The organism is Vibrio sp. TBV020 (assembly GCF_046056895.1).
GTDB lineage: Bacteria > Pseudomonadota > Gammaproteobacteria > Enterobacterales > Vibrionaceae > Vibrio.
In genome coordinates, this window is record NZ_JBEEAQ010000001.1 from 276,575 (window position 1) to 298,627 (window position 22,053).

At 43.1% G+C, this 22,053-nt stretch carries 16 protein-coding genes; 7 read left to right on the plus strand and 9 right to left on the minus strand.

The features are described from left to right. Window positions 1–75 precede the first annotated feature (75 nt). On the plus strand, window positions 76–1,845 hold the full coding sequence (locus tag AAFX28_RS01210; RefSeq protein ID WP_408684890.1) for an EAL domain-containing protein: 1,770 nt from the start codon (window positions 76–78) through the stop codon (window positions 1,843–1,845). Window positions 1,846–2,218: 373 nt separating this feature from the next. Continuing rightward, window positions 2,219–3,400 carry an insulinase family protein gene (locus AAFX28_RS01215; protein ID WP_408684892.1) on the plus strand — a complete coding sequence of 394 codons (1,182 nt, stop codon included), beginning with the start codon at window positions 2,219–2,221 and terminating at the stop codon, window positions 3,398–3,400. Window positions 3,401–3,441: 41 nt separating this feature from the next. Here AAFX28_RS01215 and yejF read toward each other — a convergent pair whose 3' ends face one another. From yejF to AAFX28_RS01235, 4 genes are read right to left on the minus strand one after another with little or no spacing between them, the layout of a single operon-like run. Next, the gene (gene yejF, locus AAFX28_RS01220) at window positions 3,442–5,034 is read right to left on the minus strand and encodes a microcin C ABC transporter ATP-binding protein YejF (RefSeq protein ID WP_408684894.1); all 1,593 of its coding nucleotides are present in this window, start codon (window positions 5,032–5,034) and stop codon (window positions 3,442–3,444) included. A 2-nt stretch (window positions 5,035–5,036) separates the two neighbouring features. Beyond that, window positions 5,037–6,074, minus strand: a complete 1,038-nt coding sequence (locus AAFX28_RS01225) for an ABC transporter permease (RefSeq protein ID WP_408684895.1) — start codon at window positions 6,072–6,074, stop codon at window positions 5,037–5,039. After that, complete coding sequence (locus AAFX28_RS01230; protein WP_408684897.1) at window positions 6,074–7,162, minus strand: microcin C ABC transporter permease YejB; 1,089 nt, start codon at window positions 7,160–7,162, stop codon at window positions 6,074–6,076. Before AAFX28_RS01230 ends, AAFX28_RS01225 begins: the two co-directional genes overlap by 1 nt. Before the next feature lie 9 nt (window positions 7,163–7,171). Beyond that, window positions 7,172–8,986, minus strand: coding sequence for an extracellular solute-binding protein (locus AAFX28_RS01235; protein WP_408686793.1), 1,815 nt, complete (start codon window positions 8,984–8,986; stop codon window positions 7,172–7,174). A gap of 203 nt (window positions 8,987–9,189) precedes the next feature. Between AAFX28_RS01235 and AAFX28_RS01240 the strand changes: the two genes are divergently transcribed. Beyond that, window positions 9,190–10,221, plus strand: a complete 1,032-nt coding sequence (locus AAFX28_RS01240) for a GGDEF domain-containing protein (protein WP_408684899.1) — start codon at window positions 9,190–9,192, stop codon at window positions 10,219–10,221. A 30-nt stretch (window positions 10,222–10,251) separates the two neighbouring features. Here the strand turns inward: AAFX28_RS01240 and AAFX28_RS01245 are convergent, their stop codons facing one another. From AAFX28_RS01245 to AAFX28_RS01255, 3 genes are all read right to left on the minus strand, one after another. After that, entirely contained in the window at window positions 10,252–10,770 is a 519-nt protein-coding gene (locus AAFX28_RS01245) for an NUDIX hydrolase (RefSeq protein ID WP_408684900.1), read from the minus strand. A gap of 80 nt (window positions 10,771–10,850) precedes the next feature. Beyond that, the gene (locus tag AAFX28_RS01250) at window positions 10,851–12,488 is read right to left on the minus strand and encodes a methyl-accepting chemotaxis protein (RefSeq protein WP_408684902.1); all 1,638 of its coding nucleotides are present in this window, start codon (window positions 12,486–12,488) and stop codon (window positions 10,851–10,853) included. Between the two features lie 204 nt (window positions 12,489–12,692). Further along, window positions 12,693–13,160, minus strand: coding sequence for a GNAT family N-acetyltransferase (locus tag AAFX28_RS01255; protein WP_408684903.1), 468 nt, complete (start codon window positions 13,158–13,160; stop codon window positions 12,693–12,695). A 158-nt stretch (window positions 13,161–13,318) separates the two neighbouring features. Between AAFX28_RS01255 and AAFX28_RS01260 the strand changes: the two genes are divergently transcribed. After that, window positions 13,319–14,317 (plus strand): 2-hydroxyacid dehydrogenase, encoded by a 999-nt coding sequence (locus tag AAFX28_RS01260; protein ID WP_408684905.1) that lies wholly within the window; start codon window positions 13,319–13,321, stop codon window positions 14,315–14,317. A 48-nt stretch (window positions 14,318–14,365) separates the two neighbouring features. Here the strand turns inward: AAFX28_RS01260 and AAFX28_RS01265 are convergent, their stop codons facing one another. After that, on the minus strand, window positions 14,366–16,726 hold the full coding sequence (locus AAFX28_RS01265; RefSeq protein ID WP_408684907.1) for a Lon protease family protein: 2,361 nt from the start codon (window positions 16,724–16,726) through the stop codon (window positions 14,366–14,368). Between the two features lie 204 nt (window positions 16,727–16,930). On the opposite strand from AAFX28_RS01265, the gene AAFX28_RS01270 reads away from it, so the two are divergent. Together AAFX28_RS01270 and AAFX28_RS01275 are read left to right on the plus strand one after the other, a co-directional pair. Beyond that, a complete protein-coding gene (locus tag AAFX28_RS01270) occupies window positions 16,931–17,425 on the plus strand; it encodes a hypothetical protein (protein ID WP_408684909.1) in 495 nt (164 codons plus the stop codon). A 12-nt stretch (window positions 17,426–17,437) separates the two neighbouring features. Further along, the gene (locus AAFX28_RS01275; protein ID WP_408684911.1) at window positions 17,438–19,060 is read left to right on the plus strand and encodes an ABC transporter ATP-binding protein; all 1,623 of its coding nucleotides are present in this window, start codon (window positions 17,438–17,440) and stop codon (window positions 19,058–19,060) included. 94 nt (window positions 19,061–19,154) lie between these two features. Here the strand turns inward: AAFX28_RS01275 and AAFX28_RS01280 are convergent, their stop codons facing one another. Beyond that, window positions 19,155–20,054: a LysR family transcriptional regulator gene (locus AAFX28_RS01280; protein WP_408684913.1), complete on the minus strand. Its 900-nt coding sequence runs from the start codon at window positions 20,052–20,054 to the stop codon at window positions 19,155–19,157. A gap of 155 nt (window positions 20,055–20,209) precedes the next feature. Between AAFX28_RS01280 and AAFX28_RS01285 the strand changes: the two genes are divergently transcribed. Then, window positions 20,210–21,901: an L-lactate permease gene (locus AAFX28_RS01285; RefSeq protein WP_408684915.1), complete on the plus strand. Its 1,692-nt coding sequence runs from the start codon at window positions 20,210–20,212 to the stop codon at window positions 21,899–21,901. Window positions 21,902–22,053 lie beyond the last annotated feature (152 nt).

Here is a 22,053-nt window from a genome sequence, read left to right on the forward strand (position 1 = left end):
TTCATAAAATTTTCATGTATTACTTTAACACTATGTCTAACTCCATGTTCTATCCGATTAGGTAAACTCACGACAATGTCGCAAACCATCAATAGTATTCAGCCTCGACCAAAGATCACGCTAGTATCTGAGTTGAGCGTAGATCAAAACGATGACAGTGATGTTTTGGCTATTGGGCTTACCGGCGCACAACTCGACGACCTAATGGATAACCACTTTCACCACATGATTGATGTGATGAACGATGGTATTTTTTACATGGCAGATAGTGAGCACGTCTTCTTCTATAACCCCACTTTTTATTCTAAATTAGGTATAGAAACAGGACATACCTGCTTACAGGATTGGCTAGACCTAGTCCACCCTCTCGATCGTGAATCTCTAAGAGATAAAGTTGATGACCATATTCAAGAACATGAATCTAAGGTCACAACTCAATACCGAATTCGTTCTACTAGCGGCCAATACGTTTGGTTAGAGGGAACGGCAATAACAAAAACAGTCAATGGCAAACGGTTTATGATCGGCTGCCACAAAGACATATCCGATCGCAAGCTGATGGAGACTTACGTACAACAGTCTTCTCTTAGAGATGGTTCATCCGGCTTATCGAATGAGCAAAAATTAGTCATGGATTTAGATGGGCTAGCAGCCAACGAAAGCTACCATCTTATTTATATCCAGCTAGATAACGCTCGCTCGCATCAAGTTGTGTACGGCTCTCAGATTGTACGTAACATGCTCTCGTATCTAGCGGCCACATTAAGCCAATTCCCAGAGCAATTTATTGATTTATATAGAATCCAATCTCATGACTTCGCGATTCTAGTCTACGGCCAATACAGCGCCGATGAGCTTAAAGAGCTCGCACTTCGTATCCACAGTGCTTACCAAGACTCCGTGAAGGCCATTGATTTTCTATTCACTACTGACATTAGCATTGGAATCTATCCCGATATTTCCAACCGAGAAAACCCTGGTGAAGTGATTAAGATTGCGTCGCAAACTTGTCAATTTGCCAATAAGCAAAAAGAGAGCTTTATACGCGTTTACAAGGGTTCGACAAAGACTCAAGTCGATAGACACTTCTACATAGAACAAGAGCTAGGCAACGCCATTAGTAATGGCAAGCTTTCTGTGAAATTCCAGCCTATTATCTGTTCTAAGTCTCAGCGAATCGCCAGTTTCGAAAGTTTAGTTAGATGGAAGAGCGCTGACATTGGTGATATTTATCCCGATGAGTTTATCTCGGTCGCAGAGAAGAATGGACTGATTAGTGAGCTTGGTTACTTTGTATTTGAAAAGGCTTGCCGATTCATTAAACAATACCAACTCACACATACTGGGGATATTCGCGTCAACGTCAATGTTTCTGTTCTGCAGTTATTGAGCCAACAATTTCCGCAAGAGCTCATGCGTCTAACCAACCAACACGGTATTGATAGATCGTCCATCGTTCTAGAGTTGACCGAGACGATCAATCTAGATGACAACAAAAGTGCCATCACTCAACTCAATCTATTAAAGGAACTTGGATTTAAGCTCTCTCTAGACGATTTTGGTGCTGGTTATAGCTCGCTGAACAGCTTTTTCGATCTACCTCTCTCTCAGATAAAAATAGACAAATCGATCGCATGGCGTTCACTAGAAAACCCTGTAACATTCGAATATCTCTCTTTCATCACTAATCTATGTATCTCTTATGGTATTGATATTGTTATAGAAGGTATTGAAGATGCCGCAATGCAGCGTGTGTTTACTGATATGGGCGCATCGTATTTACAAGGTTATTGGTTTTCTAAACCCCTTTCTCTCGCCAGTGCCAGCCACTACACGAAAGTCTAACTAGACTCCCACCTTAATACTCATCTCAACATTGAGACAAATTCACCAAAATCATGATTGAGTTTGACTAATAAACCAAAGTTGTAGAGAATTCGCTCAAATTTATAAAAGACGTTCGCCTTAATATAGAACACGAGTCAAAGAAGGCCTTTTGCTCAATGTTCTTAGTATGCTGTATCAAGGATTGATACCAAGACCTAAGTAATACTTCTTAGGCTTCGAACAAGGAAGAATTAACCTTGCTCCGGAGAAGAAAGTGTCCACTCAATACCGCCGAATCCTAAGTACTCTACTTGCTTGTTCTGTCCTTATATCACCTTCTGTTTTTGCATCTGACAAATCATCACTGTGGTATCCACACACAGATATTCAAATGCCTAAAGCTACTTCTGTAAACCGTTTAGAAAATGGCCTAAGGTATGTTGTTCTTCCTACTACGAGAAGTTCAAACGAAGTATCTCTTCGCGTTCGTGTGAATGCGGGTGTGGCTCAAGAAAATGGTGACAACCCGACAGCTCGAATTGCTGCATTAGAGACGATTCAAGGGACAAACTGGACAGTAACTACAGACTACCAGCAAACCGTGTTCAGTCTTGATCTAGGCTCAGCTTCGGTAGATGACATCGACGTAGCCCTCCGTACCCTCTACGTTGGTCTAAATAGGAAAGCTCAACAACATAACCCTGATACAATGTTAGAATTAGCTCAGCAGTCGTTAACGGATATAGAAGAGCTACTTTCACAGCGCCACTTAGATAGCCTTGTGGCAGAAAGTACATTCGCAACACTTGATAAGGATTCTTTTGAGCAAACTTCTTTAGATTCAATTGAAGCATTTAAGCAAGCCTACTTTACGCCTAACAACACTTCTATCATTGTTGTTGGTGGCATCCAAAAGAGAGCGACAATTAAAACAATCGAACGTCAGTACTCTCTATGGAACACATATAGCGAAGCAGTAGCTAAACGCCCTCTTCCCGAGTTTAAGCTAGCTGATAGTCACACTATCACAACTCCTGTAACAATGAGTTCTGTGAGCAATTTCCGCGACGATACTGACAGTAAGCTGCAACGCAAAGAGATCCTAATGGCGACTTTAGCAAATAAAATGTTAGAACAACGCATTCAAAACGCGCTGAGCAAACAACATTTACAAGCTAAGGTCGATGTTGATAACCAAGTCTTGTTTGATCACCGCCTTCTGTCTCAAATCCGCATTGCCGATCTAAACGAAACGGAAAAGCAAGAAGCAGAAAAAGTCGTAAAAACCGAAATACAGCGCGCTCTAGCTTCTGGTTTCAGCAGAACCGAATATGAGATGGTCGTAAGCCAAGTTCGTAAGCAACTAGAGCAACAAACTCGTTTGAAAAATCCTGAGGCGTATACTCGCAACCAAGCAGACCGCTTAGTCAATGCCATCGATAACGGCACTGTTTATACGGCACCTTCATATGACTTAGACTTACTCAACTTCCACGTCGCCCATCTTAACGAATTCGATATTAGTAAAGAGTTCGAAAACGTTTGGTCGGGAAGTACTAGCGTTATCATGTAAACAACAAAAAAAGCTGCTTTCTATAGCAGCTTTTTTATAGTTCATACCATCGATAATTCGACTAGTTGCCGAGTATAGGGTTGCTGAGGCTCAGAGAACAGTCTTTGGGTATCGCCTTGCTCTATAATCTCACCTTGCTTCATAACAATGGTGTAATGGCAAAGAGACTTCACAACACTCAAATCATGACTAATAAAAAGATAAGTCAGTTGGTACTTTTCTTGAAGTGACTTTAGTAGTTCTAATACCTGAGCTTGAACCGTTCGGTCTAATGATGAGGTTGGTTCATCCAATAAAATGAACTCCGGTTTTAAGATCAATGCTCGCGCTATAGCGATGCGTTGTCGTTGACCACCCGAGAACTCATTTGGATAGCGGTGCCTCGTTTCTGGATCTAAGTCTACTTCCCTCATGACTTCGCAAATTCGCGAATCGATGTCATTATCGTCTAAAGACTGATGAACTCTAAGCCCTTCTCCTATAACTTCGGCAACCGACATTCGAGGGTTTAACGCGGAGAAAGGGTCCTGAAACACTACCTGCATCTTACTTCGATAAGGAAGCATTGCTTTTCTATCTAACCCTTGTAGCTCAACACCTTGATAAGAGACTGAACCTTCGGAGCTGAGCAATTTCAAGATAGCCATGCCCGTGGTCGATTTACCGGAACCGCTTTCTCCGACCAACCCAATGGAATGGCCTTGTTTTAACGTAAACGCCATATTGGTTACAGCTTTAACGTGAGAAACCACTCGTTTGAATACGCCCCCTGTGATTGGGAACCAAACTCTTAATTGTTTAACTTCGAGTAATGGATCTGCGTCATCAGCGACAGTAACCGGTAAACCTTTTGGATCTGAGTTTATAAGTTGTTGTGTATAAGGATGTTGCGGTGAATTGAAAACGGTCTGGCAACCTCCCGTTTCAATCAACTTACCGTTTTGCATGACCGCCACGGTATCTGCAATACGTCGAACGATGCTTAAATCGTGAGTAATGAATAGCATTGCCATCCCGAGCTCTTGTTGCAGCTCCTTTAACAAATCTAAGATCTGAGCTTGTACAGATACATCCAGCGCCGTAGTCGGCTCGTCAGCAATTAAGAGTTCAGGCTCATTAATCAAAGCCATCGCAATCATCACACGTTGGCGCTCCCCTCCAGATAACTCATGTGGATAGGCATTCACTTTTTGCTCTGGATTGCGGATACCAACTTTCGCCAGCCATTCAATCGCTAGGTGTTCAGCCGCTTTTTGTCTCATACCTCGGTGAATTGCTAGGGTTTCTACTAACTGCTTGCCAATCTTATGCAATGGATTTAACGAGACCATCGGTTCTTGGAAGATCATTCCGATCCTACCGCCTCGAATTCCTCTCAGCTGGCGCTCTGAGCAACTAAGCATATCGATACCATCAAAATCTATTGAACCGCTCAAGTAGTGAGAAGAGCCTTTTGGCAAAAGCTTCAGGATAGAGTTTGCAGTCACAGATTTGCCAGAGCCGCTCTCGCCCACTAGGGCTAACGTTTCACCTTTTTTGATAGAGAGTGAAACGTCATGCGTGACCGCTTCTATTTCATTTTTTCGGCCAAACCCCACAGAAAGACCATTGATTGCTAACACTGTTTCAGCCATGTTTATCGTCCTTGATGGTGAGGGTCAAACGCGTCACGAACAGCCTCGCCGACAAACACGAGCAGTGTCAGCATGACAGATAGGACGAAAAATGCAGAGAAGCCAAGCCAAGGTGCCTGCAAGTTAGCCTTCCCTTGCGCCAATAACTCACCTAAAGACGGAGAGCCAGCGGGTAAACCGAAACCTAAGAAATCAAGTGACGTCAGCGTAGTCACAGAGCCGGAGAGTATAAATGGCATCATGGTTAACGAGGCCACCATTGCATTAGGCAACATATGACGAAGCATAATACGTTTATCAGAAACACCCATCGCTTGAGCGGCTCGAACATAATCAAAGTTTCGACAACGCAAGAATTCAGCACGGACAATACCAACAAGACTCATCCAACTGAAAGCGACCATGATTCCCAAAAGCCACCAAAAGTTAGGCTCTACAAAGCTCGACAAAATGATAAGTAGAAAGAGTGTCGGCATTCCGGACCACACTTCAATAAAACGTTGCCCTATTAGGTCTAACCAACCACCGTAATAACCTTGTGTCGCTCCAACTGCAACGCCAATGACACTTGAAACAATGGTCAAGACAAAACCGAATAGAACAGAGATCCTAAAACCATAGATGATCCTCGCTAGAACATCACGACCTTTATCGTCAGTACCTAACCAGTTAACACTGTCAGGCGCAGAAGGCACTGCGCCATTAATATTAAAGTTAATCGTATCGTAGCTAAAACGAATTAACGGCCAAATAATGTAACCTTGTTCTTCAATAAGCTCGATAACATATGGGTCGGTATAGTCAGCTTCCGTTTCAAATTCTCCGCCAAACTCGGTTTCGGCATACTGATTGACGATGGGGTAATACCACTGGCTGTTATATTCCACCAGCAAAGGCTTGTCGTTAGCAATAATTTCAGCAAACAGACTCAAGACAAACAAAACAGAAAAAATCCACAAAGACCAAAAGCCGCGTCGATTGGCTTTAAACCTCAACCATCTTGCTTCGTTTAGTGGATTTCGCGCTTTCTTCTTTAACATCAACGGGCCTCAAAATCGATTCTTGGGTCAACCCATGTGTAGGTCAGATCAGAAATAATACTTAGAATTAGCCCGAGTAACGTCATGATGTATAGAGAGCTAAATACTACTGGGTAATCTCGTTGAATAGTCGACTCAAAACCAAGCAATCCAATACCTTCAAGGGAGAACATTACTTCAATCAACATAGATCCGGTAAAGAAAATGCTGATAAAGGCGGCCGGAAAACCCGCAATAATAATTAACATCGCATTTCGAAAAACATGTTTGTAAAGGATATCCCCTTCATCTAGCCCTTTAGCCCGCGCAGTCACTACATATTGCTTGTTAATTTCGTCTAGAAACGAGTTTTTGGTCAGCATACTTAACGTAGCAAATCCACCAATCACCATCGCTAAAATAGGCAGAGCTAAATGCCAAAAGTAATCAAGAATTTGTTGATACCAAGTCAATTGTTCGAAATTGCTTGAGACTAAACCACGTAGAGGGAACCAACTAAAGTAGTTGCCACTAGCAAACAGAATAATAAGGATAATCGCAAACAAGAAACCTGGAATCGCATAACCAACAATCACAACAGCACTGGACCATATATCGAACCGACTGCCATGGTGAATAGCTTTTAAAATACCCAATGGAATAGAGATCAAATAGATGATCAACGTACTCCATAAACCTAGTGAGATTGAGACTGGTAATCGCTCGACTATGAGGTCAATAACATTCCCGCCTTTGAAGAGGCTTTCCCCAAAGTTAAAGGTGGCGTAGTTCTTCAACATTTCGAAATAACGTTCATGTAACGGCTTATCAAAACCAAACTGCTTTTTAATCGCCTCAACGACTTCGGGGTCTAGTCCTCGCGAGCCTTTATAGCCTGATGCATCAGCTTCATTCCCTGTACTCAGGTCGACTTCACTGCCGCCACCAGCAAATCGCTCCATAATTCCAGAACTGTGCCCTTCTAGCTGAGCAATCGCCTGCTCAACTGGCCCACCAGGAGCGATTTGGATAATAAAGAAGTTGATGGTAATGATTGCCCATAGCGTTGGAATCACTAACAACAAACGTCGGAATATATACGCTGCCATGTATCCTCTTTAACGACGTTTTTCAGGAAGGGCCTGAGCTTTCTCTTTAGAAACCCACCAAGTGTCTAAGCCAAGATCGTACTTTGGTAAGATTTCTGGACGCTCGAATTTGTCCCACATCGCAACACGATATTCACCGACATGCCACTGAGGGATAATGTAGAAATTCCATTGAAGCACGCGGTCAAGTGCTCGACCAAGAGTTAAAAGCGCCTCCGGATCTTGCTGCTTCTTGGAAATTTCCATCGTTAAGAAGTCAACAACAGGGTCCGTCACGCCCGCCGTGTTATAAGTAGAATCTAAGTAGTTCGAGTTCCACGCAATCATCAAATTAGGGCTTGGATAAGGATTAGCGCTATATGCTGAAGAAACCATATCAAAGTCTCTGTCTCTTAAGCGCTTAATGTACTGAGTGGTATCTACGGTGCGGATCTTCATATCAATACCCATACGCTTTAGATTCTTCTGTACAGGGATCGCGATACGCTCTGTCGTTGGGCTATAGATCAGCAGTTCAAAAGAGAGAGCTTCTCCGGTAGTTTTGTTGGTCATGACTTTATTGTTCAATTCCCAACCCGCTTCTTTGAGCAACTTAAATGCTGTGCGCATCTGAGCTCTAATACGACCAGATCCGTCAGTCACAGGTGGCTGATACTCATCAGTGTAAAGGCGCGGCGGTAGTTGTTCTTTAAATGGCGCAAGGACTTTTTGTTCTTCAACTGATGGTGTCCCCTTCGCTTCATAATCCGTGTTTTGGAAGTAACTACGAGTGCGACTATATTGACCGTAGAACATGTTCTTGTTCATCCATTCAAAGTCCATAGCGTAGGTTAGTGCCTCACGAACTTTAGGATCGCTGAACTTGTCTCGTTTGGTGTTAAACACAAATGCCTGAGTGTTTTCTGGCTTTTGGTGAGGGATTTCACTTTTTGAGATGTAGCCTTTGTCAAAGTTCACCCCAGTATATGAATTGGCCCAAAACTTAGCAGAGTTCTCTAGGCGGAAATCAAATTCACCCGCTTTAAACGCCTCAAGCATGACTGTGTCATCACGGTAATAATCGTATTGAACCTGTTCGAAATTGTTGCGACCAATATTCACTGGCAAATCAGCGGCCCAGTAATCTTTCACCAGCGAATAAGTGACACTTTGACCCGACTTGTAATCGGTAATCTGATATGCAGAACTGCCAACTGGTGGTGTTGATAAGGGCTCTGATAAACTTTTATCCTGCCAAAAATGCTTTGGCAAAACGCGAGTTCCTTGGGCAAAACTAAACATCTTTTCTCTGTTTGGTTTCGCCATATCGATACGAACCGTTCGATCATCTTTTGCAGTGACCGATTTAATGTCTTGGTAGTAAACACGATATTGTGGAACACCTTCGGTCATAAATTTATCAAAGGTAAAGGCAACATCATGAGCAGTTATTGGGGTACCATCATGGAAACGCGCTTTGGGGTTAATGTCTAACTCTAACCAAGAAAAGTCATCTGAATAACGTACTCGCTCGGCAATTAAGGGATAGTAAGCGTCAATTTCATCGCTTGGTGAGAACATGAGCGTGTCATAGATTTCACCGGTTGCAGCTGCAGCTACTCCACGAGAAGCAAAACGGTTGAAGTTGTCATAAGTGCCGACACGACCGTAGGTCACCTTGCCATATTTAGGCGCGTCAGGGTTTACGTAGTCAAAATGTGTGAATCCTTCAGCGTATTTAGCTTCACCAAACCCGACAAGCGTTGTTGTCTCTATGACTGCTGCATAGGACCCAAACGTTACACCGGAGGCCACTAACCCACATAAAGCAATCTGTCGCCACATTTTCATATCCTATTCCCTCAGTCGTTTCCGTGCTGTCAGACAATATATTAATAATTCAATTACTTGGAAAAGTATAGAAGCCCTAAGCACTTTCTGTGAAGCAATTTAATCTCCGCTTACATTCCATACAAACTTTGGAACTATTTTACAGCCAATAAACAGGATGCTATGCTGAGATTCATGTGCTTCAAATGGATTTTGATATGATTCAATCTAACGGGTTGTTTGAATTTGGCCAAATAGAGCTGAATGAACGCTTAGAGATGCTTTCTTTAAGCTCTGAAACACACCATCAATGGAAGTCCAAACTTCCCCTCCGTGAAGAACAAGAGTTACGTTCAGAGATCTACTCTGCCTTACTTCGCCACTTCGATAAAAATGACAATATCAGTCAGGTTTTAGGGCATTTTGCTGTCCATCAAGCAATGGAACAATACTTTGATATTCTGTTTAATCAAAAGCTTGATCAGAAGTATATTGATAGCATTTCCGCTCACGCACTGAAACTTGCCAATCAAAATGTATCCCTAAGCCTATATTCAATCATTGCCTTTGAATTTAAACGCTTAATCATTAATCGCTATTCTGATTGCGTACAGTCACCAGAGGCGATTGACCTTCTAACCCGACGTTTGCAGTTAGATATTATGCTCATTATCGATTGCTTACATCATAAAGAACTAGAAGACATCAAACGCTACGCTTCTTTAATGGAAGTAAAAGACAGTCTAACGGATCTCTATACCTACTCTACTTTCGTGGATGAGGTCGATAGAATTATCGCCCACTGTCAAAGAACACGAGCATCGGCTCTACTACTCAAAGTGAATATTAAAGAGTTAGATGAAATCAATAAGCATCATGGCTATGACGCAGGTAACCATGTGTTGCAAACTTTTGCCAGCGCAACTCAAGACTTTATCCGCAAGTCCGACTTACTAGCTCGTGGCGAGAATGATAACTTCTTTTTGATCATGCCCGACACGGGTAACAATGAAGCAAAGCTCATCTGTGAACGCATAATTGAACACTTTGAGCTCAGCATCGATATTCCCGCGACACTTAGATTTGGTGCAGTCGCTTATGATCCGTCAAAAGATACTCCAGTAGAAAAGCTGCTCTTTTTAGCTAACGAACATTTAGACTACGCTCGAGATCGATCTAAGATCAGCGATAAACACGAATTCAGCGTCTATTTCCCCCAAGCGAACAATGTTTTACGTCTGATAAAATAGAAAAAGCCAGCGGTAATCGCTGGCTTTTATTTAAATCATTTCTTTCGCTATCAGGTGCAACAGATAAGTTTCTCGCTCAATACTCATGCCCTTCTTATCGCTTTCAGCCATGGTTTTTTCATTGTGCGCAATAGCATCATGAATATTCATCCAAACCGCTTTCATACCATTCTTTATCTCGTAATCTTCGTAGTTTGTTTCACCTAGTTCACGATCGATTTTACATGTATAGCAGTAAGAGATCATGTGCATCACGTCCGCGTTATCTTTGTACCACGGACGGAACTCCTCAAAGATGCCAAAAGGTTTGATGCCGTGAATATTCTTTGCACCGGTTTCTTCTTCCAACTCTCTGACCATTCCGGCAATGATATCTTCACCTTCATCTAAACCACCACCAGGAATCGTATAGTCGTGGTAGCGCTCGGTATACAGCAATAGGATATCTTCGCCGTCAACGACAATAGCGCGAGCTGCATTACGTTTAAAGATAACCTTATCGTCTAAGTGTTCAATGTCAGGGTGAACCGTGGTCTTTAGATGTCTCATGAATCATTCAGTCAGAAAATTTGCTGCGATTCTAACACTAGCGGACTCGCGGATTCCAATTAGATTGCCTATTGAATACGCTAAGCCAACTTAAACTTACGTATCATGCTGACAAGATTTTCCGAGACTGACCTTAGCTCTCGCCCAGAGCTTGCCATTTGCGACGATTCACCGGACACAGATGACGCCATATCACTTAGACTCACCACATTTCGATTAATATCATTCACCGTCACCGTTTGCTGCTCTGCGGCCGTGGCAATATGCTGCGCCATCTCTTGTATTTTTTGCACTTCTTGGTCAATTTGCGTTAGCGTGTCACCAGCTTGACTAGACAGCTCTGCTGCTTGGTACGCTTTACTTGCACCTTGATCCATCACAACAACCACATTTTGAGCACCAACTTGGAGCCTTTCGACAATGCTTTGAATCTCTAATGTTGACTCTTGAGTCCGCTGTGACAAGGTACGTACCTCATCAGCAACGACCGCAAAACCTCGCCCTTGTTCTCCCGCTCGCGCCGCTTCTATTGCCGCATTTAACGCAAGCAGATTAGTTTGCTCAGCAACACCACGTATAACTTCCAATACCGTATCAACATTTCGAGCATCAGTCGCAAGCTGTTGAACTGCTTCACTCGCTGCACCGATTTGCTCAGACAGCAGATTCGCCTCATCAACATTTTTTTGGATAATATTACGACTGTTTTGCGTTTCTTTCGCAGCTAAGCAGCTCGCATCATTTGCTTCTGACGTTCTCCCTGCCACTTCTTCAACGGTAGCGAGCATTTCAGTCATAGCCGTAGCTAACATATCAACGTCTGCTTGTTGCTGATTCAAGCTGTCATCAATGTGATGTACTGAATGGGATAACTGCACTGCTGATGACGATACTTGAGCACCTGCATCATTAATATTAAGCATAATAGACTGGATAGACTTAACGAACTGATTGAAATAACGAGACAGATAGATAAGCTCTTTACTGCCCTCTTCAGGCAATCGTTGCGTTAAGTCGCCTTCCCCTTGAGCCAACACTTTCATCGCTCTAATCGTTCGTTTAAGTGGTGACGTAATCGTCTTGATAAAATAACCGACCACAATAGACAACACTATTAAAATACCGGCTGCATAGCTGAGTGAGGTGATTTCTGATCGCTGAGTTACCGACTGTAGTGCGTCCATATTCATGCCCGAGCCTACCATCCACCCCCAAGGTTCAAACATGATCGCGTAACTGGTTTTAGGGTCTAACGTTTCTTTATCTGGATTTCTCCAATAATAATCAACAAAACCTCCACCACTTTGTGCCTTTTGATAAAGGTTCTGTACAAAGTACTGACCATTACTGTCCTGCAAGTCCATGATGTTGGTACCAAGTAGCGACAAGACCCCTGTGGAAAGCTGATAACCTTCTTTGTCACCAACAAAGATGTAGTTGTCGCCATCAAAACGCATAGCCGTTATCGTTTCTAATGCTCTGGCTTGAGCTACCCCTTCTGTTAATGCACCACTTTGGCTCTGCTGATAATAATGCTTGATGACCCCTAACGCACTTTCGACCATGGTTTCAACGCCACGTTCATAGTTCTCCCTCATATGTTGGCGAGATGCATCGATATTTAAGAAAGTATTCGTAAGTAAGCTGACTGCAAACAGCCCAAGAATTGACCATGCCCTTGCAGCAATGGAGACGTCTTTAAGTTTCGTTACCAACATAGTTATTTACCTAGCCAAATTTATAATTAACTATCGACCATAAAAACCCTATTAAATAAGCGGTTACATATAATCGACTTTTATATTTTATAAATTCAACGTAGCAGGGATTTTTACGTTTTGTGTAACAATGATATGAAATTAGTAATACTTAAGAGGTAATAACAAATTAGTCATCTCAAGTAATTGAAATTTTCCTGATGCCTATAGCTTCATCAACATAATATGCTGTGGGCCAGCAACACCACCCATATAAAACTCATTGGTGTCGTGAAACCCATTGTTAGCATAACACCGATATGCGTGTGTATTTTTACAGTTAACGGTGAGATAAATTGAATGATGGTTTGGATAATGCATCGTCAAATACTCTCGCAATCGACTCATAACTTGAGCCCCGTAGCCTTTCCCCTGTTGATGCTGATCGATTAAAAATGCTCGAAACCCTAGGCTTCCCAATTCCGCAAATTCATATGACTGCCCATAAAGCATATCGATGAGAAATATGCCGATAACCTGCTCACCAACGAGTACAATATGTGGATGAGTATTTTCGTCAGCATTAATTAACACTTCATCAATCGTACCCACATAAGGCAACTGTTGTTCTGCGACCGACAATTTAGTCACGTCTTTAAGAAAATCCGTTTTTAATGGAGCTAATTTGATCATGTGAACGCTTAAATCATATGAAAAGTATGACTCAATATAGATCAGAGGGTTAGTTCATTCCAAGGCTTAAATAGCCCTTGGTAATTCATGGTTTATTTTTGTCAAAATTAAGTATTCAATAAAGGGGTTACTCTCCCCACTATCTTTGAGAGGTTTATATGATAGATGTCGCGGTATTCAGTTCTAAATCGTACGATGAAGTGTCCTTTTCAAAAGTGAACAAAGAGCATGGGTTCAATCTCCATTTCCATGAATTTCCACTTAATAAGAAAACAGCCAAGATGGCGCATGGAAGCCAAGTGGTTTGCGCGTTCGTAAATGACGATCTATCCAAAGATGTCTTACAAGCATTGGCAGAACAAGGGGTCGAGCTCATTGCCATGCGATGTGCCGGGTTCGATCGTGTCGATTTAGAAGCAGCAAAAGCGCTGGGTATTCAAGTGGTACGTGTTCCTGCCTACTCTCCAGAATCTGTAGCTGAGCATACAGTTGGCCTGATGATGAGCCTAAACCGCCGTTTCCACAAAGCCTACCAACGCACGCGTGATGCGAACTTTAATCTTGAAGGGTTGGTTGGCTTTAACTTTTACGGCAAAACGGTCGGTGTCATAGGTACGGGTAAAATTGGTATTGCAACCATGCGTATCCTCAAGGGTTTAGGGATGAACATTTTATGTCATGACCCATACGAGAACCCGCTCGCCATCGAAATGGGCGCAACCTATTGCTCTAAAGAAGAAATCTTTAAACAAAGTGATATCATCACCCTGCACTGCCCGATGTTTAAAGAGAATTATCACCTACTTGATGAAGCTGCGTTCGAACAGATGAAAGATGGTGTAATGATCGTCAATACCAGCCGTGGTGGTTTGTTAGACTCGGCAGCTGCCGTGGAAGCGCTGAAAAAAGGCCGTATCGGCGCTCTGGGTCTTGATGTTTATGAACACGAAAAAGAGCTATTCTTCCAAGATAAGTCGAATGACGTTATCGTTGATGATGTATTCCGCCGACTCTCTGCTTGTCACAACGTATTGTTTACTGGTCACCAAGCTTTCTTAACCAATGAAGCGTTAGGCAACATTGCAGAAACAACACTGAGTAACGTCGAAGCATTTGCCAACAAACGCCTATCTGGCAACGAGATTATTGAGTTTTAAAGCCTGAAATAAAATAGCCCCGATTAAGGGGCTATTTTTATGAGTTGATTATTTTCTCAATGCATTCAACTTAGCCTGAGCAATGCCATAGACTGTATCGATTGGATAGCTACCTTCATCACTTGGAGTGCCGGCAGACTTACCAGTAAAGAGTTCGATGGCTTCAGTGACATGATCAATAGCCCATATATTGAATTCGCCTTTCTCTACCGCTTTCACAATATCAGGACGCAGCATTAAGTTGTGCATGTTAGAGCGCGGAATGATAACACCTTGGTTCTCATTGCGACCCTTGATGCCACATACATCGAAGAAGCCTTCGATCTTCTCATTTACGCCACCAATAGGCTGTGATTCACCAAACTGGTTCATTGAACCCGTAATCGCAATATCTTGACGGTTAGGTTGTTTAGAGAATGCTGAAACGACAGCACAGAACTCAGCCATACTCGCACTATCGCCATCTACACCACCATATGATTGCTCAAAAGTAATGGTCGTACTCAACGGGACTTTCGCTGTTTTGCCAAACACGGAAGATAGATAAGCACTTAAAATCATCACCCCTTTCGAGTGGATGCTGCCCCCTAAATCTACACTGCGCTCGATATCAATGACTTCCCCATCTCCGTAACAAGTCGTTGCTGTAATTCGGTTTGGCGCACCAAACATATATTCGCTAGTACTCAATACTGAAAGAGCATTCACTTGGCCGATCGCTTCACCTTGCGTATGGATAAGCGTCGTGCCATTTACAAAGCCTTCCATCACGCTATCTTTCAAGCGGCTGATACGCATTTCTTGGTTAGCTAGCGCTTCTTCAACGTGACTAGAACGAATCATATTGGAGTTTGCTTGCTTAGCGACGTAATTGGACTCTCTCAGCAAGTTCGCAATGTTTGCGGAGTGCAGAGAAATCTTGTTCTGATCCCCTGCTAATCGAGAACTGTGCTCAATAATGCGAGCGATAGCCTTGCGATCACAATGAAGCATATTGTTGTCGTTGACCACACTCGAGATAAACTTCGCGTATTGAAGCTCTGAATCAGCATCGCGCTTCATTTCATCTTCAAAGTCAGCCGTTACTCTAAACAGTTCGCTAAACTCTGGATCATAGTGCTGCAGTAATTGATACGTACGGTAGTCACCAAACAAGATGATTTTTACATCTAGCGGAATAGCCTCAGGATCAAGCGATACTGTCCCCGTTAACGTCACCTCTTTTTCTAGAGAAGTGAAACTAAGCTGCCTCGCTCTTAACGCACGCTTAAGCCCATCCCATACATACGGTTGTTCTAATACCTTCTGTGCATCCATCAACAGCACGCCACCATTGGCTTTGTGTAAGCTTCCTGGACGAATCAGCGAGAAGTCAGTAAACACAGTGCCTTTAAAGGTTGCTGTTTCAATATAACCAAAGAGCGTATGGTAGTTAGGGTTTTCCTCGACAACAATTGGGAACTCTTCATTTTTACGGCTTACTAAAACGTTAACCTTATATCTACGTGGTAGTTTCTTATCTAATGACGCCGTTGCTGCCTCACCTTGTTCTGCGCTTTGTTCTAGGAAAATGTCGGCATTTTCAACGATATCGGCTTGTAGTTCAGTAAGATAGGTTTTGATCGCTGGATAGCCAGAGTAATCCTTTTTGAGCTGCTTAATAAAGTGAGTAATCACATCTAGTGTCACGTCATCATTAAGCTTTTTAATCTTCTCGCTGTAGGTTTCTTCCCACTCGGTTAACTGTCTAACCATAGTTCGAAGTTGCACTTCAAGTTCGTCAATGGCGCTACCGAAGTACTCTTGTTCTTTTTTACTCAGCTCATCAAACGTTTCTTCACTATGCAGCTCTTCGCCGTTCATCGCGACAAACTGGTAATCACCCTGAGTAGTGATCGTTAAGCTGATGCCTTTGGTTTTGGCTTCTTTAGTGATAACCGCTAGCTCTGCTTCTTGTTTTGCTGCCAATTGATTTTTCAGCTTGTCCGCTCGGCTGAAGTAGAGCTCATTATCAAATGCTAGAGGCATCGCATTGACCAGCTTTGACATCAACTTCTCAATGTCCTGCTTGAGTTTACTACCAATACCACAAGGAAGTTTTAATACTCTAGGCGTACGAATATCTTCAAAATTGGCCACATAACACCAGTCGAACAACGCCTCTGCATCGTGCTGATGGCGATTTAGATAGCGCAGAATCATCGTCCGCTTACCTAATCCATTCTGGCCTATTGCGTAAATATTGTAGCCTTTCTCTTTGATCGACATTGCAAACTCGACCGCTTTTTGAGCCCGCTCTTGGCCGACAATTTCGTCGATAGGCGGTAACTCTTTTGTCGACTTGCTTTCTAATTTTTCTAGCTCAGCTGGTAGGTATAGCTGACTGGCTTCAAGTCTTTGAATTGTCATCACTCTATCCTTGTGTTGAATACTCTATAAGGACTAGTTTAGGCCAGTTTTATTTATATTTTAGTGACTTACAGCCAATTCAGGTTCAAGTGATTACTTTTTGTTCATTTACGACAAATTGCAAACAATTAAATGATAACCATTTGCATTGGTTAATGAATTGCATTTAAATATAGCCTTAATTCGTTAGTGGAGTATATGGACATGGATTTACAACAGTGCTGGACACATTACCTGAAAGCAGAACAGTTGTTAGAACAAGGGCATTGGCCAGAAGCGCATTATCTTTATGATCAAGTGCTGAACCACCTTCCTTCCCATCTCCAAAGTGCTGTCAATGACGAGAATACTAAGCCTTGCCAATTTAGCTGCTTAGTCACCGGGCTACGTGACGCTGCTGTCTCACAATCAGAGATCCTAAATAAAATGGGTCAGCACAAACAAGCCTTTGATTTGCTTAACCAAACTTATGCTCAGCTTCAGTTCATATCCATTGAAACCTTCGACTTGGTACACGCCACACAGCACATTATTCACAATCAATGCGAAGACCTATTACGACATATAGGGGCATTCTGTAGTGCCCAAAGAAGCGCACAATGGATGTTGGAGTTCGAGGATGTACAAAAGGCGCACCATTACTTTTCGACATTAAAACAACATAACGCTGTCATGGAACAGTCACAGATAATAAATTAATAAGGAAATAACATGTCACAGACGACCATTTTATCGGTTAAAAACCTGTCGGTGAGCTTTACCACTAATGATGGTATTGTCGATGCAGTAAAGGACGTCAGTTTCGATTTATTGCAAGGAGAAACACTTGCTATCGTTGGAGAATCTGGAAGCGGTAAATCTGTTTCGACTAATGCCTTAATGCAGCTGTTACCAAACAACGCTATCGTACATTCCCAGTCGAGCATTGAATTCGAAAATCAATCGCTTCTCGATCTTCCTGAAAAAGCGATGCAGTCTATCCGTGGAGACCGAATTGGGATGATTTTCCAAGAGCCGATGACGTCGCTAAATCCATTTATGCGTGTTGGTATTCAAGTTGCTGAAGCGATCATGTGCCACCGCAACGTGACGCGCTCACAAGCGAAGAGTAAGGTGCTAGAACTGTTCGATCTTGTACATCTGCCAAATCCCGAGCAAGCCTATACCAAATACCCTCATGAGTTTTCCGGCGGTCAGCTTCAGAGAATCATGATTGCTATGGCACTAATCAATGAGCCAGATATTCTAATCGCTGACGAACCTACCACTGCCCTAGACGTTACAGTCCAAGCTGAAGTGCTCAATCTAATTAAAGAGATCCAAGCCAAGATGGGCATGTCTATCTTGTTCATCACCCATGATTTGGGCGTCGTTAAGCACCTAGCAGATCGCGTTATCGTAATGTGTAAAGGGGATGTTGTTGAGCAAGGCCAATGCGACACATTGTTTGCCAACCCCCAGCATGAATACACACAGATGCTGATTAATTCGATTCCGAAAGGCAGTAAAGATCCAATTAGTGAACATGCTCCGGCTTTACTTCAAGCTGACGACATTCGCGTTAAGTTTCTTATTAAGTCGCACTTTTTGCCAAACCGAAACCAGTACTTTGAAGCCGTCAAAGGAATCTCCTTAGAGCTAAAACAAGGAGAGACTTTAGGTATTGTTGGCGAATCGGGCTCAGGTAAGTCAACACTCGGCCGTGCGCTGATCGGTTTACTTCCTTCTACTGGACGCATTCAGTTTAAGGGGCAAGATCTGTCGGATCTGTCAGAGAAGCAACGTTTTGAGCTCAAAAAAGATGTTCAAATGGTGTTTCAAGACCCTTACGGTTCCCTATCCCCTCGCATGACTGTCGGGGACATCATTACTGAAGCGTTGACTGTCCACCAGCCTCATTTGAGCCGTCAAGAACGTATGGCAAGAGCACGAAAAGCACTTGAAGAAGTCCGCTTAGACCCTCATTCGATCAATCGTTATCCGCATGAGTTCTCTGGAGGACAAAGACAACGTATCGCCATCGCGCGTGCTCTTATACTAGAGCCATCATTCATTTTGCTTGATGAACCAACCTCTGCGCTTGACCGCTCAGTTCAGCTAACGGTTATTGACTTACTTAAAGACATTCAGAAAAAGCATAACATTGGCTTCCTGTTTATCAGTCACGACCTTAGCGTGGTAAAAGCATTGTCCGACCGAGTTCTCGTTATGCAGAAAGGAGAAGTCATGGAACAAGGTACATCTGAGGAAATATTCCATAACCCTCAAAGTGATTACACCAGAAAGCTGATTGCAGCCTCATTCGATCTGGATGAAGAAACTGAAGCAGCGTAGGTAACCTTGTCCTAAACTTATAAACGTTGGTTTGGCCGCCGACTCAATGCCGATGCATGGAAGCATCGGCATTTTCTTGTCTATTACACGTAAACTAGAAATAATGAGAAATAGCCAAGTATCGTGTGCGAATGTGCTCTATTAATAACTTGACCTTATTCGGTGGTTGTCTCGTGAACGGGTAAACGGCATATATACCAAGTCGCTTTCCTACTTGTTCTGGAAACAGATCAACTAACTGCCCATTACGAATATCATGGTAAACCAAACAACGCGGTACGTAAGCGACGCCATGTCCACCGAGCGCTGCTTTTCTCAATGCCGTCGCATTGTCAGTTGAAAATGAGCCCGCGACTTTGACAATATAGTTTCCCCGAGCCGATTTAAATTCCCACTCACTTGCACCTGTGGTTTGATAGGCGTATTGCAAGCAGTTATGCAGAACAAGGTCTTGGGGCTCATTCGGTTTTCCATTTCTTGCAATATAAGCAGGTGAAGCGCACACAACCCACTGAGAGTCTAAAATATGCCTTGCGATCAAACTGGAGTCTTCGAGATATCCGGTGCGAATAACTAAGTCATATCCACCATCAACCAGATCAACGAAGCGATTGTCGAGCGACATATCCACTGACAAGCCAGGGTGAAGGTTACAAAACTCAGCGACGGCATCAGCTAGAATCAAGTCTCCGGAAATAGTAGGAACTGACATTTTGATGTGACCGCTGACATTTTCACCAAAGCCTGAAACTGCATCCATAGCCTCCTGAGTGGCTTGCTTCACATTTTTGGCGCCGTGAGTGAGCGCCTTACCCGCTTCGGTTAACGTCAATTTACGCGTAGTTCGATATAATAGCTGAACTCCAATTTCTTCTTCGAGCCTTGCAATTCTTTTGCTAACTACCGAATTTGTAAGGCTATTTATCTCAGCTACCTTACTAAAACTGCCCATCTCAACAACTTGAGAAAATAGGATTAAGTCATCAGCACGCATTGATTATGTCATTTTTGGAATTAATTATTTTCATTATTTCCCTATATCAATAAAAAATAAAGGGGTAAATTCACCGCAAATTAACAAAGACGTCACATCTATAAATTCCAAGAGACTCCGTAGAGTCCAGTTTGAAGAATGTAAAGGACATACCAATGAGTGAAACAATACTTGCCCTAGTGGCTTTCTCACCGATTGTGGTGGCAGCCATATTACTCGTTGGCCTTAATTGGCCAGCCAAAAAAGCGATGCCTGTCGCTTTTGGACTCACTGTCATCATCGCCCTATTTTCTTGGGACATGTCGACAACTCGCGTTATCGCGTCCATTTTCCAAGGACTAGGAATTACCGTTTCAGTACTTTGGATTGTATTCGGTGCCATCTTTTTGCTTAACACTCTCAAGCACACGGGCGCAATTTCGACAATTAGAAACGGGTTCACTAATATTTCTCCAGATCGCCGAGTTCAAGCCATCATTATTGCTTGGTGTTTTGGCTCTTTTATTGAGGGCGCTTCTGGGTTTGGTACTCCGGCTGCCATTGCGGCTCCGCTGCTTGTAGCTATCGGCTTTCCGGCGCTTGCTGCTGTACTTATGGGTATGATGATCCAATCTACACCTGTTTCATTCGGTGCAGTAGGTACTCCTATTATTGTCGGTGTGAATAAAGGCCTTGATACACACAACATTGGTGAAGCACTTCTTGCTAACGGTTCAAGCTGGGACGCATATCTGCAACAAATCACTTCTAGTGTTGCACTTATCCACGCAAGCGTTGGTACGTTAATCCCTGTTCTAATGGCAATGATGCTTACTCGATTCTTTGGTAAGAATAAGAGCTGGACTGAAGGCCTAGACATCCTACCATTTGCTATCTTTGCTGGTTTATCTTTCACCATCCCTTACGCACTGACCGGCGTATTCCTAGGTGCTGAGTTCCCATCTTTAATTGGCGGTTTAGTGGGCCTTGCTGTCGTAGTGTCTGCGGCAAAACGTGGTTTCCTAGTGCCAAAATCAACTTGGGACTTTGAAGACGAGAATAAATGGCCAGCAGAGTGGTTAGGTTCATTAAAGATCGACCTTGATGATAGTAAATCCAAACCTATGAGCATGGCTTTAGCTTGGCTACCTTATGTACTACTTGCCGTGGTTCTAGTCGCTAGCCGTGTAAGTGCAGATTTTAAAGCAGCTCTGCGCAGCGTTAGCTTGTCATTTGGCAACATTCTTGGTGAAGCTGGTATCAGTACCGCTATTCAGCCTCTATACCTACCGGGTGGCATCTTAGTGTTTGTCGCACTGATTGCAGTGCTACTTCAATCACGAAGCGTGACTCCACTGGCAAAAGCATTTGGAGAATCAAGCAAAACACTTATTGGTGCGGGCTTCGTACTTGTGTTCACGATTCCAATGGTCCGTATTTTCATCAACTCGGGTATTAACGCTGCCGATTTAGCCAGCATGCCAGTAACAACTGCAAATTTTGCTGCCGGTCTTGTTGGTGACGCATTCCCTGCTTTAAGTGCAACCGTTGGTGCATTGGGAGCATTCATTGCTGGCTCAAACACAGTATCAAACATGATGTTTAGCCAATTCCAATTTGAAGTCGCACAAACACTAACGATTTCAAGTGCGGTTGTTGTCGCTCTACAAGCGGTCGGTGCAGCAGCAGGTAATATGATTGCTATCCACAACGTTGTTGCCGCTTCAGCGACGGTTGGTCTATTGGGCCGTGAAGGTGCAACGCTGAGAAAAACCATTATCCCTACCATGTATTACTTATTGGTAACGGGTGCGATTGGTTTATTCGCTATTTACGGCCTACAAATTACCGATGCACTTATGAAATAGATATTCGTTTTGAGGCGTTAATGCTCGTTCCCCCTGACAAGAGGCAAGCGAATGTGAAAGCAATTGCGACACGTTGAGTATTAACGCCTCTTCTTTAATTAGTACCAAAAATAAGCCTACACAGAGAGGCGATATTTCCCGATTTATAGGAC

Excerpts from the sequence above, each read along its gene's own strand:
- AAFX28_RS01235 (WP_408686793.1), bottom strand. The coding sequence starts at position 8,986 with ATGTGGCGACAGATTGCTTTATGTGGGTTAGTGGCCTCCGGTGTAACG.
- AAFX28_RS01270 (WP_408684909.1), top strand. The coding sequence starts at position 16,931 with ATGGATTTACAACAGTGCTGGACACATTACCTGAAAGCAGAACAGTTG.
- AAFX28_RS01280 (WP_408684913.1), bottom strand. The coding sequence starts at position 20,054 with ATGCGTGCTGATGACTTAATCCTATTTTCTCAAGTTGTTGAGATGGGC.
- AAFX28_RS01230 (WP_408684897.1), bottom strand. The coding sequence starts at position 7,162 with ATGGCAGCGTATATATTCCGACGTTTGTTGTTAGTGATTCCAACGCTA.
- yejF (WP_408684894.1), bottom strand. The coding sequence starts at position 5,034 with ATGGCTGAAACAGTGTTAGCAATCAATGGTCTTTCTGTGGGGTTTGGC.
- AAFX28_RS01265 (WP_408684907.1), bottom strand. The coding sequence starts at position 16,726 with ATGACAATTCAAAGACTTGAAGCCAGTCAGCTATACCTACCAGCTGAG.
- AAFX28_RS01285 (WP_408684915.1), top strand. The coding sequence starts at position 20,210 with ATGAGTGAAACAATACTTGCCCTAGTGGCTTTCTCACCGATTGTGGTG.
- AAFX28_RS01210 (WP_408684890.1), top strand. The coding sequence starts at position 76 with ATGTCGCAAACCATCAATAGTATTCAGCCTCGACCAAAGATCACGCTA.
- AAFX28_RS01215 (WP_408684892.1), top strand. The coding sequence starts at position 2,219 with ATGCCTAAAGCTACTTCTGTAAACCGTTTAGAAAATGGCCTAAGGTAT.
- AAFX28_RS01260 (WP_408684905.1), top strand. The coding sequence starts at position 13,319 with ATGATAGATGTCGCGGTATTCAGTTCTAAATCGTACGATGAAGTGTCC.
- AAFX28_RS01275 (WP_408684911.1), top strand. The coding sequence starts at position 17,438 with ATGTCACAGACGACCATTTTATCGGTTAAAAACCTGTCGGTGAGCTTT.
- AAFX28_RS01225 (WP_408684895.1), bottom strand. The coding sequence starts at position 6,074 with ATGTTAAAGAAGAAAGCGCGAAATCCACTAAACGAAGCAAGATGGTTG.
- AAFX28_RS01240 (WP_408684899.1), top strand. The coding sequence starts at position 9,190 with ATGATTCAATCTAACGGGTTGTTTGAATTTGGCCAAATAGAGCTGAAT.
- AAFX28_RS01245 (WP_408684900.1), bottom strand. The coding sequence starts at position 10,770 with ATGAGACATCTAAAGACCACGGTTCACCCTGACATTGAACACTTAGAC.
- AAFX28_RS01255 (WP_408684903.1), bottom strand. The coding sequence starts at position 13,160 with ATGATCAAATTAGCTCCATTAAAAACGGATTTTCTTAAAGACGTGACT.
- AAFX28_RS01250 (WP_408684902.1), bottom strand. The coding sequence starts at position 12,488 with ATGTTGGTAACGAAACTTAAAGACGTCTCCATTGCTGCAAGGGCATGG.